This window comes from Methylobacterium sp. J-072 (assembly GCF_022829425.1).
GTDB lineage: Bacteria > Pseudomonadota > Alphaproteobacteria > Rhizobiales > Beijerinckiaceae > Methylobacterium.
The window spans coordinates 18,719-32,191 of sequence record NZ_JAKSYK010000219.1; the positions used below are offsets into that span (position 1 = coordinate 18,719).

The 13,473-nt window shown below is 71.2% G+C and carries 9 protein-coding genes; 7 read left to right on the plus strand and 2 right to left on the minus strand.

Features of this window, described 5'->3' with window-relative positions; translation table 11 throughout:
* Nucleotides 1–31: 31 nt before the first annotated feature.
* Nucleotides 32–1,198, minus strand: a complete 1,167-nt coding sequence (locus MKK67_RS29260; protein ID WP_243972188.1) for a type III PLP-dependent enzyme — start codon at nucleotides 1,196–1,198, stop codon at nucleotides 32–34.
* Between the two features lie 833 nt (nucleotides 1,199–2,031).
* On the opposite strand from MKK67_RS29260, the gene MKK67_RS29265 reads away from it, so the two are divergent.
* The 4 genes from MKK67_RS29265 (at nucleotide 2,032) to glcF (ending at nucleotide 6,765) form a co-directional block, all read left to right on the plus strand.
* On the plus strand, nucleotides 2,032–2,526 hold the full coding sequence (locus MKK67_RS29265; RefSeq protein WP_243972233.1) for a GNAT family N-acetyltransferase: 495 nt from the start codon (nucleotides 2,032–2,034) through the stop codon (nucleotides 2,524–2,526).
* A 107-nt stretch (nucleotides 2,527–2,633) separates the two neighbouring features.
* Entirely contained in the window at nucleotides 2,634–4,076 is a 1,443-nt protein-coding gene (locus tag MKK67_RS29270) for a lipopolysaccharide biosynthesis protein (protein ID WP_243972190.1), read from the plus strand.
* Between the two features lie 124 nt (nucleotides 4,077–4,200).
* The gene (locus MKK67_RS29275) at nucleotides 4,201–5,388 is read left to right on the plus strand and encodes an FAD-binding protein (protein ID WP_243972191.1); all 1,188 of its coding nucleotides are present in this window, start codon (nucleotides 4,201–4,203) and stop codon (nucleotides 5,386–5,388) included.
* Between the two features lie 48 nt (nucleotides 5,389–5,436).
* The gene (gene glcF, locus MKK67_RS29280) at nucleotides 5,437–6,765 is read left to right on the plus strand and encodes a glycolate oxidase subunit GlcF (protein ID WP_243972193.1); all 1,329 of its coding nucleotides are present in this window, start codon (nucleotides 5,437–5,439) and stop codon (nucleotides 6,763–6,765) included.
* Between the two features lie 15 nt (nucleotides 6,766–6,780).
* Here glcF and MKK67_RS29285 read toward each other — a convergent pair whose 3' ends face one another.
* Nucleotides 6,781–7,197 carry a DUF2380 domain-containing protein gene (locus MKK67_RS29285; protein WP_243972234.1) on the minus strand — a complete coding sequence of 139 codons (417 nt, stop codon included), beginning with the start codon at nucleotides 7,195–7,197 and terminating at the stop codon, nucleotides 6,781–6,783.
* A gap of 221 nt (nucleotides 7,198–7,418) precedes the next feature.
* Between MKK67_RS29285 and MKK67_RS29290 the strand changes: the two genes are divergently transcribed.
* The 3 genes from MKK67_RS29290 (at nucleotide 7,419) to MKK67_RS29300 (ending at nucleotide 13,471) form a co-directional block, all read left to right on the plus strand.
* Nucleotides 7,419–8,408 (plus strand): helix-turn-helix transcriptional regulator, encoded by a 990-nt coding sequence (locus MKK67_RS29290; protein ID WP_243972195.1) that lies wholly within the window; start codon nucleotides 7,419–7,421, stop codon nucleotides 8,406–8,408.
* A gap of 554 nt (nucleotides 8,409–8,962) precedes the next feature.
* On the plus strand, nucleotides 8,963–12,076 hold the full coding sequence (locus MKK67_RS29295; RefSeq protein WP_243972197.1) for a ribonuclease E/G: 3,114 nt from the start codon (nucleotides 8,963–8,965) through the stop codon (nucleotides 12,074–12,076).
* A 156-nt stretch (nucleotides 12,077–12,232) separates the two neighbouring features.
* Nucleotides 12,233–13,471: a methyl-accepting chemotaxis protein gene (locus MKK67_RS29300; protein ID WP_279601892.1), complete on the plus strand. Its 1,239-nt coding sequence runs from the start codon at nucleotides 12,233–12,235 to the stop codon at nucleotides 13,469–13,471.
* The last annotated feature ends 2 nt before the right edge of the window (nucleotides 13,472–13,473 follow it).

Consider the following 13,473-nt stretch of genomic DNA (forward strand, 5'->3'; position numbering starts at 1 on the left):
CTGAACCGGACCCTGTCTCAGCTGGAAAACGTCAGATGACGATCTGCTGGAGGGGCGGGAAGCCGTTGAAGGCCACCGCCGCGTAGGTCGTGGTGTAGGCGCCCGTGCCCTCGATCAGGACCTTGTCGCCGATCGAGAGCGAGACCGGCAGCGGGTAGAGCTGCCGCTCGTAGAGCACGTCCACCGAGTCGCAGGTCGGCCCGGCGATGACGCAGGGCTCGGTCCGGTCCCCGTCCCGGGTGGTGCGGATCGGGTAGCGGATCGACTCGTCCATGGTCTCGGCCAGGCCGCCGAACTTGCCGATGTCGAGATAGACCCAGCGCACCTCGTCGGCGTCGGCGGACTTCTTCGACACCAGCACGACCTCGGCCTCGATCAGGCCGGCATTGCCGACCATGCCGCGGCCCGGCTCGATGATCGTCTCCGGGATCTGGTTGCCGAAATGCTTGGTCAGGCCGCGGAAGATCGCCTCGCCGTAGCTCTCCACGCCCGGCACCGCCTTGAGGTACTTGGTCGGGAAGCCGCCGCCGAGATTGACCATCGACAGGAAGATGCCGCGCTCAGCACACTCACGGAAGATCGCCGCGGCGGAACCCAGCGCCCCGTCCCAGGCCTCGGTGTTGCCCTGCTGCGATCCGACATGGAACGAGATGCCGTAGGCCTCGAGCCCCTGCCGGTGGGCGTGCTCGAGCACGTCGGTGGCCATCTCGGGCACGCAGCCGAACTTGCGCGAGAGCGGCCAGTCGGCGCCGGCGCCGTCGCACAGGATGCGGCAGAACACGCGCACGTCGGAAGCCGCGACCTCCACGGCCTCGGCGGCCCGGGCGATCTTGTCGACCTCGGCCTGGCAATCCACCGCGAACAGGCGGATACCGAGCTTCAGCGCGCGGCCGATGCAGCGCTCCTTCTTGATGGTGTTGCCGAAGGAGATCCGGTCCGGGGTGGCGCCGGCGGCGAGCGCCATCTCCATCTCGGCCACCGAGGCGGTGTCGAAGCAGGAGCCCATCTCGGCGAGCAGGCGGAGCACCTCGGGGGCCGGGTTGGCCTTCACCGCGTAGAACACGCGGGTATCCGGCAGGGAGCGCGCGAAGGCGGTGTAGTTGTCGCGCACGACATCGAGGTCGAGGACCATCACGGGCCCCTCGTCCTGACCGAGGTCACGGCGCACGCGCAGGAAATCACGGATGCGATCGGTCATGGTCGTCTCCCGGCACGGGTTCGCGGGCGCCCGTCCTGCGGGCGCGCTGTCGATGTGACGACCCAACGGGTCGCCGGCGTCAGGGGGCGACGCGTCGCGCGGACCGAAGCGCTTTGGAGACGCGTCGATCCATGCGGGCGCAGAGCACCCGGAAGCTGCCGTGGATTGGAAGGGAGGACCCCCACCGCACGCCGGGCAAAGAGAAACAAGCCTCTTCGGTGCCGGCCTTTGGAGGGCCGACGAGACCAAAAAAGCCCGTTCGTCGTTGCTTTAAGCTGCGTCCCCCGTGGAGAGCGGGGTTCGCCGGTTTCGCCTCCGGCTGCCGGTTGTTGTCGGGGTCCGGTGTTGCCACCTGGATGCCGGCCGTAGGGATCCACCCTTGCGACCATCGATCCTTTAAGACCCCTGGCGGCTGTCCGGCAGTTGACCGGATGCCCACCAACCGGCACGCGGCCACAGGCACGTGCGAAATTGGGCACGGCGCATATACGGAGAATGGCCCCCGACAACAAGGGGATTGCCCCCCGATCGAGCCGCATTTCCCCGCCAAATCCGCACCGCGGCCCCGCCGTTGCAAAAACGGCGCATTCCGGCGGGGCGGCCGGCCCGGGCGGGCTTCCCAAGCGGACCGGAAGCGGGCATCTGACCGCCGGAGCGATGTCCTCAGTCGAGCGTACGATGGCCGGGCCGAACAGATCGAGAGCCGAGCCCGATCGCGTCGCCATCGCGCCCGGGTCCTTGTATTTATATGTCCGCCTGCGCCGAACCGGCTTGGGCGCCGGCGCGACGGCCCGGGCGTGAGCGCCCCCGTGAATGCCCCCGTCGGCGTGCCCGTGCGCGACCCACGCGGAGACGGGCTCCCGGAGCCGGTGATCCGCGCGGCCGGCCTCGCCGATCTCGACGCCCTGGTCGCCCTGGAGCACGCCGCCTTCGCCACCGACCGGGCCGAGCGCCGGGCGATCCGCCACGCGATCCTGTCGCCCAGCATGGATGTGCTGGCGGCCTTGATCGCGGGGCCGGACGGGGATCGGGAGCTGGTGCTCGTCGGCGCGGCCGTGCTGGAGCGTCGGCGCGGCAGCCGGATCGCCCGCCTCGCCTCGATCGCGGTGGCGCCCAACCGCGGCGGCCTCGGGCTCGGCGGAAAACTCCTCGACGCGGCGGAGGCCCAGGCCCGCGCCCATGGCTGCGACCGCCTGCGCCTCGAAGTCCGCGCCGACAACGGCGCCGGCATCCGCCTCTATCAGCGCCGGGGCTACACCCGCTTCGCCGTCCAGCCCGCCTATTATGAAGACGGGATGGAGGCCTGGCGCTACGAGCGCGGGTTGTAGGCCCGTCAGTCCTCGCCCTGTTCCCGCCCTGTTAGGAGAGTCTTACGGGTCCCAGCCTACATCCCGGGGGCAGCCCGAAGAACTTCGCCGCGCATGAGGCGCCGTCCATGGCCGTGATCGCCGCCTTCGTGATCAATGCGGGGCTCAACTTCGTCCTCGGGCTGCTGATCGCCCAGCTGCTCGGGCCGGCCGATTTCGGCCGGTTCGCCCTGGCGACCACCGGGGCGATCGTGCTGAACACGGTGCTGTTCGAGTGGCTGCGGCTGTCCGCGACGCGGTTCTATTCGGGGCGCGTGCGCGTCGACGAGCCCTGGATCCGCCACGGGCTCGACCGGGCCTATCTCCGCATCGGCCTGCTGCTGCTCGCTGCCGCCGCCCTGTGCGGGGCGTTCGGCTTCGGCGGCGGCGCGGCCGGGCGCGAGGCGGTCCTGTGCGGCACCGGGCTCGCCGCCCTCGGCATCGGCGTGTTCGACTACCACGCGGCCCTGGCCCGGGCTCGGTTCGACGGGAAACTCTATCTCGGCCTCGTGGCGGTGAAGAACGTCCTGGCCTTCGTGATGATGGCCGGGGCCGCTTGGTGGCTGCCGCAGCCGGCCTGGGTGCTGGCCGCGGCCGGGCTCAGCCAGCTCGCCGCGGTGATCCTGCTGCGCCATCCTTTGCGCGATCCCGAACATCCGTTCGAGCGGCCGCGCCTCGGGGCGACCTGGGGGGTCTTCGCCCGCTACGGCCTGCCGCTGATCGCCGCCAACACCGCCTATCAGTGCCTCGCCTTCGTGAACCGGGGCGCGATCGCCGGCCATGCCGGTTTCGCCGAGGCCGGCTACTTCGCGCTCGCCGCCGACGTCACGTCGCGGTCGCTGATGACGCTCGGCACCGCGCTGGACCTGCTGCTGTTCCAGTTCGCCGTCCAGGCCGAGGAGCAGCACGGCCGCGCGGCCGCCGAGGCGCAGGTCGCCGAGAATGCCGGCACGGTGTTCGCCCTGCTGGCACCCTGCGCGGTCGGGTTCTGGGCGGTGCTGCCGGCGCTCCAGGGGCTGGTGGTGCCCGATGCCTATCGCGGCCCGTTCGAGAGCTACAGCGTCGCGCTGATGCCCGGCCTGTTCTGCCTGTCGATGATGTTCTACGCCCTCAACCCGGTCTTTCAGATCCGCCGCCGGACGTTGCCGGTGATCGCCGCCGCCCTGGTCGGGCTCGCGGTGAACGGCGCCGGCCTCCTGCTCCTGCCCGAGCTGATGGGCGGCATGGGCGTCGCCCTGGCCCAGACCCTGGGACTCGCCGCCGCCGCGCTCTGGCTCGGCTGGCGGGCGCTGACCGGTCCGGAGCGGATCGTGCTGCCCTGGGGCCAGATCGGCGCAGCCGCCCTCGCCTGCGGGGCGATGGGGCTGGCGCTGGCACCGTTCCGGCACCTGCCGCCCGCCGCCGCCCTGGCGGTGCTGGTTCCGGCCGGGGCGGCGCTCTACGGGGCGCTGGTCTGGATCTTCGACATCGCCGGCCTGCGCCGGCAGGTCGCCGGGCGCCTGCGCCCGGGCCGGACCATCGCGGCGGAGTAGCCGCCTTCCGGATTTTCAACTTTCGCGTACCTGCAACCCCGCGACGCCGCCTCCGCTTGAATCCGTCGCCGGTTCCGGCGAAACCGGGTCTGGAACAAGTCCAAAAAGAACCGGGGCGGAGACGATGGGCGGCTACGAGCCCGGCACCGAGGCGGAGGCTGAGGACATCGTGCGGGCGGCGTCCGGGCGCGGCGAGCGCCTGCGGCTGGCCGGCGGCGGCACCGCCGCGGGGCTCGGCCGGCCCGCGCAGGATACCGCGACGCTCTCGGCCCAAAAGCTCACAGGCGTGACGCTCTACGAGCCCGCCGAGATGGTGGTGGCCGCCCGGGCCGGCACGCCGCTTGCCGAGGTCGAGGCGCTGCTCGCCTCCCGGGGCCAGATGCTGCCGTTCGAGCCGATGGACTTTCGCAACATCTACGGCACCGGCGGTGAACCGACCCTGGGCGCGGTCGCCGCGACCAACAATGCCGGCCCCCGCCGGATCAATGCCGGTGCGGCCCGGGACAGCCTGATCGGCGTGCGCTTCGTCAACGGGCGCGGCGAGGCGATCAAGTCGGGCGGCCGGGTGATGAAGAACGTCACCGGGCTCGACCTGGTGAAGCTGATGGCCGGCGCCCACGGCACCCTCGGGCTGCTCACCGAAGTCACCTTCAAGGTGCTGCCGGCCTGCGAGCGGGTCGCCACCCTGGTGTTCTCCGGCCTCGACGATGCCCGCGCCATCGCGGCCCTGGCGGCGGCCCTCGGCTCGCCCTTCGAGCTCACCGGCGCCGCGCATCTGCCGGCCGGGATCGGCGCCCCCGAGGCCCGGACGCTGATGCGCCTCGAAGGGTTCTCGGAGTCGATCGATTACCGCACCGGCGAGCTGCGCCGCCTGCTCAAGCGCTTCGGCGCGCCGGAGCTGCTGGAGGGCGAGGCCGGCACCGCCCTGTGGCGGTCGGTGCGCGATGCCGCCCCCCTGGCCGAGCCCCGCGACCAGGCCCTGTGGCGGATCTCGACGGCCCCGACGCACGGGCCGGCCCTGGTGGCGGCGATCGCGGCCCAGCGCGAGGCCCGCTGGTTCTACGATTGGGGCGGCGGCCTCATCTGGCTCGCCACCGGGTCGTCCGGCGATGCCGGCGCCGCCATCGTGCGCGCCGCGTTGCGGGACCAGGCCGGCCACGCCACGCTGGTGCGCGCCCCCGATTCCGTGCGGGCGGCCGTGCCGGTGTTCCAGCCCCTGGCGGAGCCGCTGATGCGGATCACCGCCGGGATCAAGACGGCGCACGATCCCGCCGGGGTGCTGAACCCGGGCCGGATGTACGCGGGCGTGTGAGACGGGTCCCCTCCCCTCCAGACCGGGGAGCGCAGGCAGGAAGGCATCGTGCAGACCAACTTCAACCTCGCCCAACTCGCCGATCCCGCCATGGCGGCGTCGGAAAAGATCCTGCGGACCTGCGTGCATTGCGGTTTCTGCACCGCGACCTGCCCGACCTACCTCCTGCTCGGCGACGAGCTCGATTCCCCGCGCGGGCGCATCTACCTGATCAAGGACATGCTGGAGGGCGGCAAGCCGGCCTCGCAGGAGGTGGTGAAGCACATCGACCGCTGCCTCTCCTGCCTCTCCTGCATGACCACCTGCCCGTCGGGGGTGCATTACATGCATCTCGTCGACCACGCCCGGGCGCATATCGAGACGACCTTTGCGCGGCCCGCGGGTGACCGATTTTTGCGTGCCCTGCTGGCGCAGGTCCTGCCCTATCCAAACCGGTTCCGGCTGGCCCTGATCGCCGCCAAGCTCGGCGCACCGTTCCGCGGGCTCGTGGCACGGCTGCCGCGAGTGGGCAACCGGCTGGCCGCGATGCTCGACCTCGCCCCGGCGCAGCTGCCCGGACGTGAGCCGACCAACCGGGTCGGACGCTTCGCGCCACAAGGCGGCCAGGCAGCCAAGCGCGTCGCCCTGCTGCGCGGCTGCGCCCAGAGCGTGCTGCGGCCGGACTTCAACGCCGCGGCGATCCGGCTGCTCAACCGGCACGGCATCGAGGTAGTCCATGCCGAGGAGGGCTGCTGCGGGGCGCTGACCCACCACATGGGCAAGGAGGCCTCGTCCCACGCGCTGGCCAAGCAGGCGATCGACGCCTGGGACACGGAGATCGCCAAGGGCCTCGACGCGATCCTGGTCACGGCCTCGGGCTGCGGCACGACCATCAAGGATTACGGCTTCATGTTCCGCGACGACCCGGCCTACGCCGAGAAGGCGCAGCGGGTCTCGAGCCTCGCCAAGGACGTGACCGAGTACGTGGCGCAGCTCGACCTGGCGGCGACCGTGGAGAGCGACCTCGTGGTGGCCTATCACTCCGCCTGCTCGATGCAGCACGGCCAGGGCATCCGGACCGAGCCGAAGACCCTGCTCAAGCGCGCCGGCTTCACCGTGAAGGATGTGCCGGAGGGCCATATCTGCTGCGGCTCGGCCGGGACCTACAACATCCTGCAGCCCGAGCTCGCCGCGAAGCTGCGCGCCCGCAAGGTCGCCAATATCGAGCGCATCCGCCCCGACGTGATCGCCACGGGCAATATCGGCTGCGCCACGCAGATCGGGAAGGGCACCGGCATCCCGATCGTGCACACGGTGGAGCTGCTGGACTGGGCCACCGGCGGCCCGAAGCCGGCGGCGCTCCATGGCGTCGCGCCGCGGTTGGAGGCGGCGGAGTGAGGATGGTTCGGCGTGTCACCGAGTCTGCGACGGGGGATCCGACCGGATCTGGGCGACGAGAAATTCCGTCGCCCGCCGCCAGGCCTCGTCGGTGTCGCCCCGGAAGTTCAGTTCACGCGTGAACAGCACCTGCCCGGACCGAGCATCGACGATCCGCGCCCACATCTGCATGATCAGCGTGCTGCTCTTGTGCACGACGCCGACGAAGGCGAGGCTCGCCCCGGCAGCGCGCACGAAGCCGAGAAGGCAATCAGGCGCCTCGCTCGGGCAGGCCGCATGCAGATCGTCCGCCTTCACCCGCACCGTCCGGTACAGGTCAGGTGTCCCGAGCGCGGAGGCGAGATCGGACCCCAGAGAGGTGAGGCGCTCCGTATGAGCAGCGCGTTGGTCGGTGGGCTCGGCAGAGGTGTCGAGGAGCTTGATAGGCAACACAGCCAACACCGGCTCGGCCGCGTGAGCGAGCCTCGCAGAGGTGAGGACGCCCACAAGCAGGATCGCCACGAACGTCCGCCGCGCGATCCATTCCCCGCCTCGCATGTGAAGATCCATGACACCTACCTCGCTTGGGTGGCCGTGGGCTTTCCGAGGATGATAGGCGCCGCAAACCGCCCGTTCTTGCCATTTCGCGCCAGCAACGCGGGCTTCGCGAATCGATGAGCGGGATCGGTTTCACGAGGGCGCGGTCGATAGGCCCTGTGATCCGGGCCGTGGAGGCGAGTGGCGGTTCCGTTGCACGGGTGTTCCGCCGGGCGGCGTTACCCGCGAGTCTGGTCGACGAGCCAGATCGGCCCGTGCTGTTGCGCGATCAGTTTCGGCTTCTCACCTGCGCCGCTCGGGAGATCGGCGACGATGCGCTTCCGGCGCGTCTCTCGGTCGATAGCGGCCTCCAGGGGCTCGGGCCGCTCGGTCTCCGCGTCGCCGCAGCCCCGACGCTCCACCATGCGATCGAACGCGCCCACGCGCTGACGCCAAAGCTCCTTCAAACCGCGACTTGGACGGGGCTCACCATACGGGGACCGTTGGCTCGGTACGGCTACGCTGTCACCGAGCGGATCGAAGCCGGGCGGCAGGAGAATGAGATTCTCGCCCTCGGTTATCTTCTCGGTGTGGGGCGCCATTTCATGGGGCCACGCTGGCAGCCAACCCGGGCGATCGTGACCGGCGCGACATTACCCGGACGGCTTGCGATCGAGGCTGTGCTCGGCTGTCCCATCACATTGGGACCTCATGCCGGCTTGATCTTCCCAGTCGACATTCTGGACGCGATCAATCCGGGTCCGCTCCCGGACCTCGCGCCGGACGAGGTCGCCCCCATTCCGGATCCCGTCGATTGGGCCGCCTGCCTGGCCGAGCTGCTCCGCGCCGGTGAACCCGCCGGTCCGCCGAAGCTCGACAGGCTTTGCGACAGGCTCGGGCTGACGCGCCGAACGCTGCAGCGGCGCCTTGAGGCCCAGGGGACGTCCTATGCTGAAATCCGCGGGCAGGTCCTGATCGCCCGCGCCGAGGCGCTGCTCAGAATGCCCGGTCTGCCGATCGGCGAGATTGCATACCGGTTGGGTTATTCGGACCCGGCGCATTTCAGCCGCGCATTTCGGCAAGCCACGGGCCAGTCGCCGCGGGCAGCGGCGCGAGCGTTGCCATGACGATACCGTGACATCGTCCCGCGCTTGACCCTTGCCAAATCCCCGTGGCCGTCTGTAATGATACTGACCCTTCTCCGGTCCCGCCGGCCGTCGTAACGGCTTGCGGACGCGGCCGAATTCCTTCGAGAAAACGGACGCGGCGTCGCGGCGGGCTTTTTCGGCTCGCTTGGCGGCGACGGGTGTTTTCCCGATCGGGCAGGTGTCGCACGACGCGGTGGAGCCGTTCCGCCGCATCCAGGAATTCACGGCCGGTCTCACCCGGTCGAGATTGTTTCGCGAGGTCGGAACCAGGATGGACGGATGCACGGCCCAGCATGGCGCTGCGCGTGCCCCGGAGGCGCAGACCCTGCGTCGCACCGGCCCGTTCCCCCTACCGGCCAAGTTCAACCCCAGGCGCCCAGGGCGCCGAACGGCGGTTGACGGCAATTTCCCCTCGAACCCAGCCGCCTCGGCGGCGAGGCCGGCACCCTGTCAGACCATATTGAGGTCGGGCGAGGCGCCGCCGGGACCACGGGCACGGAGAACGACGTCGGCCGCCATGCCGAGAGTCCGACATGGCCAACAAAATGCTGATCGACGCGATGCACCCGGAGGAGACCCGGGTCGTCACGGTCCACGGGTCTAGGGTCGAGGAGTTCGACTTCGAAGCCGCCAACCGGCGCCAGCTGCGCGGCAACATCTACCTCGCCAAGGTCACCCGGGTGGAGCCGTCGCTCCAGGCGGCCTTCGTCGAGTACGGTGGCAACCGCCACGGCTTCCTCGCCTTCAACGAGATCCACCCCGACTATTACCAGATCCCGCTCGCCGACCGGCAGGCGCTGCTCGAGGACGAGGCCCGCGACGCCGAGGAGCATCGCGAGCGCGAGGAGCGCCGCCGCCGGTCGCCCCGCCGGTCCCGCGGCCGCCGCGCCGAGGCCCGCTCCCGCACCGACGAGACGGTGAGCGCCGAGGACGCGTCCGAAGCCCCGCGGGATCTCGAGACCCAGCACGATTCGGAGTTCGCATCGGGTTCGGAGTTGCCGCAGGGCGCCGAGTCGTCGGACGTCGAGACCGTGCAGGCCGAGGATCGCGCGGAGGGGCATGAGCCCCAGGCTGCCCAGACCGGGCTGCCCGACACCCTCGCCGAGAACCCGGACGCCGTTCAGGAGGCCATCGCCTCCGAAACCGCCGCCGGGGACATTCCTGCGCAGGCCGCCGAGGCCGTGCCGGCGACCGAGCCCAAGGCTGAGGCCGAGACCGGGGCGCAGCCCGAGCAGCCGGCAGCCGACCGGGACGAGGCGGTCGAGCCCGAGGCCGTGGTCGCCGTGGCCGAGGCCCTGACCGTCGCCGACGCGCCGGCCGAGACGATCGCCGAGGATGCCGCCGAGGCGTCCTCCGTCCGGAGTTCGTCCGCGATCGGAGAGGCCGACGACGAGGCCGATCTGGAAGACGAGGAGTCCGAGGAGGACGACGAGGACGAAGACGATTCGGACGAGGATGACGAGGACGAGTCCGACGAGGAGTCGGATGAGGATTCCGACGATCCCGATGCCGAGCCCCGGATCGCCCAGGTCGGCGGCAACGGCGACGCGCTGGCCGAGATTCCCGAGCGGCCGCGCCATTATCGCCGCCACTACAAGATCCAGGAGGTGATCAAGCGCCGCCAGATCATCCTGGTGCAGGTGGTCAAGGAGGAGCGCGGCACCAAGGGCGCGGCGCTCACCACCTACCTGTCGCTCGCCGGCCGCTACTCGGTGCTGATGCCCAACACCGGCCGCGGCGGCGGCATCTCCCGGAAGATCACCTCGGCGGCCGACCGCAAGCGCCTCAAGGAGGTCGTGGCCGACCTGGAGGTCCCGGACGGGATGGGCGTGATCCTGCGCACCGCCGGCGCCTCGCGCTCCAAGCCCGAGATCGCCCGGGACTTCGAGTACCTGATGCGGCTGTGGGAATCGGTCCGCGAGCTGACCCTGACCTCGATGGCGCCGGCGCTCGTCTACGAGGAGGGCTCGCTGATCAAGCGGGCGATCCGCGACCTGTACAACAAGGACCTGGACGAGGTGCTGGTCTCCGGCGAGGAGGCCTATGCCGAGGCCAAGGACTTCATGCGGATGCTGATGCCCGGCCAGTCCAAGGTCGTGAAGCCCTATCGCGACCCGACGCCGATCTTCGCCCGCTACGGCGTCGAGCAGCAGCTCGACGCGATGTTCTCGACCCACGTCTCGCTGAAATCCGGCGGCTACCTCGTCATCAACCCGACCGAGGCGCTGGTCTCGATCGACGTGAACTCGGGCCGCTCGACCCGTGAGCACGATATTGAGGACACTGCCCTGCGGACGAACCTGGAGGCGGCCGAGGAGGTCGCCCGCCAGCTGCGCCTGCGCGACCTCGCGGGCCTGATCGTCATCGACTTCATCGACATGGAGGAGAAGCGCAACAACCGCGCGGTCGAGAAGAAGCTCAACGACTGCCTGAAGAACGACCGCGCCCGCATCCAGGTCGGCCGGATCTCGCCCTTCGGCCTGATGGAGATGAGCCGCCAGCGCATCCGCACCGGCGTGCTCGAATCATCCTCGATCCCGTGCGTGCATTGCGGCGGCTCGGGCTACGTGCGGGCCACCGCTTCGGTGGCTCTGCACATCCTGCGCTCCATCGAGGAGGCGCTGCTCAAGTCGGCCTCCCACAACCTGATCCTGCGCACCCGGACCGAGGTGGCTTTGTACATCCTCAACCAGAAGCGCGGGCACCTGCGCGAGCTGGAAGTCCGCTTCGGCGTCACGATCACGATCGCGGCTGACGAGCGGCTGGCGGTGACCACGGCGTTCCAGCTCGACCGCGGCGAACCGGCCCAGCGGGCCGAGGGCCCGGTGACGGGGGTGCGCGCGCAGGCGATCTCGCCCGCCATGGAGTTCGACGACGAGGACGAGGCCGACGAGGGCGACGACACCGAGGCGGAGGCCGAGGAGGGCCGGTCTGAGGAGGGTCGGGCCGAGGCCCGCGAGGATGGATCGCGCGATGAGGGCACGCGCGAAGACGGGACGCGCGATGAGGGCGACGGCCGTCGCCGCCGCCGTCGGCGTCGCCGGCGGGGCGGTCGCCAGGACGGCCGGTCGGAAGAGGGCCAGGCCGAGGGCGAGCGTCAGGACGAGGACGACCAGGACGAGGAGCGCGGCACCGAGGAGACGCCCGACTTCGCTGAGGCCGCAATCGCGGCCGTGGCGCCCGAGGGTGGCGAATCCGACGAGGCCGTCGCCGGCTCGGACGAGGGTGCCCGGACCGAAGAGGATGGCACGCGCCGCCGCCGTCGCGGCCGCCGGGGCGGTCGCGGCCGCGCCGAGGGCCGCACCCGCGAGGGCGGCGAGTCCGACGGGTCCGGCGAGACGGATTCCGATGTGGTCGCCCTGTCGGCCGAGGAGCCGGTGAGTGCGGAGGCGGTGGCCGAGGCGGTCGAGGCTGCACCGTCCCCCGTCCACGACGAGGTCGCCATTGACCTGCCGGTCGCGGCCGCGCCGGAGCCCGCCGAGCGGGCCGAGACGCCGACCGCGGAGCCTCAGCCCGAGGCCGCGCCGGCCGAGGTCGCGCCGCCCCGCGAGCCGGTGGCGGTGGTGCTGACCCAGCCCACGGATCCGGACCGGCCCAAGCGCGCCGGCTGGTGGTCCCGCACCAAGGCCGCGCTGACTGGCGAGTGAGCGACGACGGCGCCCCCCGGACGGTTTCGTCCGGGGGGCGCCGGCCGGGAAACGGACGCCTTCGTCCAATTCCAATAAGAGACGGTTATCCTTCATCTTCGGTTGAAGGTTCCGTGCGAATATGGCCCTCGAATCGACCTTCGCAGGAGCCTCCGCATGTTGAGTTTGCGCCGCAAGCGCCCGGCTCAGGACCCGGCCGAGACCGCGGCAGCGGCCGACGCCCGGACCGTCTCGCCCGTCGCGCACCCCGCGGACGTGGTCCTGCCGGAAGCCGCCGCTCCCGATCGCGAATTGATGGCGCTCTTGGCGCGCCTGTCGGCCGCGGCCTCCGATGCCGGGACCTCGATCGGCTGGATGACGCACGACGCCTCCGGTACCGCCGAGCAGGCCCGGCTGATCGCCGCCGCCAGCGAGGAACTCGCCGCCAGCACCAGCGAGATCGCGGCCCGCTCCTCTTCCGCCGCCGAGACCGCCGAGACCGCCCGCGCCGGCATCGCCACCTGCGTCGACGACCTCCAGCGCGCCAGCGACGGCATGCGCGGGATCGAGCAGGGCACCGACGAGATCGGCAGCCGGCTCGACAGTTTCTCGGCCGCCGCCCTGCGGATCGAGGAGATGGCCGGAACCATCGCGGCGATCTCGGCTCAGACCAACCTGCTGGCGCTCAACGCGACCATCGAGGCCGCCCGGGCCGGCGAAGCGGGCCGCGGCTTCGCGGTCGTCGCGGCGGAAGTGAAGATGCTCTCCGCGCAGACCGCGAAGGCAACTGACGAAATCCGCGCCCGTCTCGGCGGATTACGCGAAGAGATGGCGGCGATGCAGGCGGCGGTGACGCGCAGCCGCAGCGCCGTCGAGACCGGTGCCGCCGCCATGGTGCGCGCCAATGTCCGGGTCGAGGCGGAGAGCGGCGCCGTCGCCACCGTGGCGGCGCAGATGCGCGAAGCCTCCGAGATCATGGGCCAGCAGATCCAGGCCACCGGCGAGATCGCCCGGAGCGTCGGCCGGATCGCGGAGGGCACCGACAAGGGCCGCCGGGAGATCGGCGACGCGCTCGGCCAGCTCGACCGGATCGAGGATCTCGGCCGCACCCTGCTCGACCGGCAGGCCGGGAGCGACGCGGCGATGCGGCTCGCCCGCATCCCGGCCGATTGCGCCGCCTGGCGCCGCGCCATGGCTGCGACCCTGGTGGGAATGCGCGCGGCGGACACGCCGCCGGTGGGCATCCCGGCCGATCCGAGCCGCCCGGCCGCGGTGGAATCGGCCCTGACGCGGGCTCGGGAGCTCGCCGCTGCCCTGGCCCGGCACGTCCGCGCCCAGGCCTGGGACGAGGCGACCACGGCGTTCACCAGCTTCGAGGCGGCCCTGGTCGAGGCCAAGGCGGCGGCCGGAGCCTGAGG

Bases quoted from the DNA above. Each gene is read 5' to 3' on its own strand.
- MKK67_RS29260 (WP_243972188.1), bottom strand. From the start codon at position 1,198: ATGACCGATCGCATCCGTGATTTCCTGCGCGTGCGCCGTGACCTCGGT.
- MKK67_RS29270 (WP_243972190.1), top strand. From the start codon at position 2,634: ATGGCCGTGATCGCCGCCTTCGTGATCAATGCGGGGCTCAACTTCGTC.
- MKK67_RS29275 (WP_243972191.1), top strand. From the start codon at position 4,201: ATGGGCGGCTACGAGCCCGGCACCGAGGCGGAGGCTGAGGACATCGTG.
- MKK67_RS29290 (WP_243972195.1), top strand. From the start codon at position 7,419: ATGAGCGGGATCGGTTTCACGAGGGCGCGGTCGATAGGCCCTGTGATC.
- MKK67_RS29295 (WP_243972197.1), top strand. From the start codon at position 8,963: ATGGCCAACAAAATGCTGATCGACGCGATGCACCCGGAGGAGACCCGG.
- MKK67_RS29300 (WP_279601892.1), top strand. From the start codon at position 12,233: ATGTTGAGTTTGCGCCGCAAGCGCCCGGCTCAGGACCCGGCCGAGACC.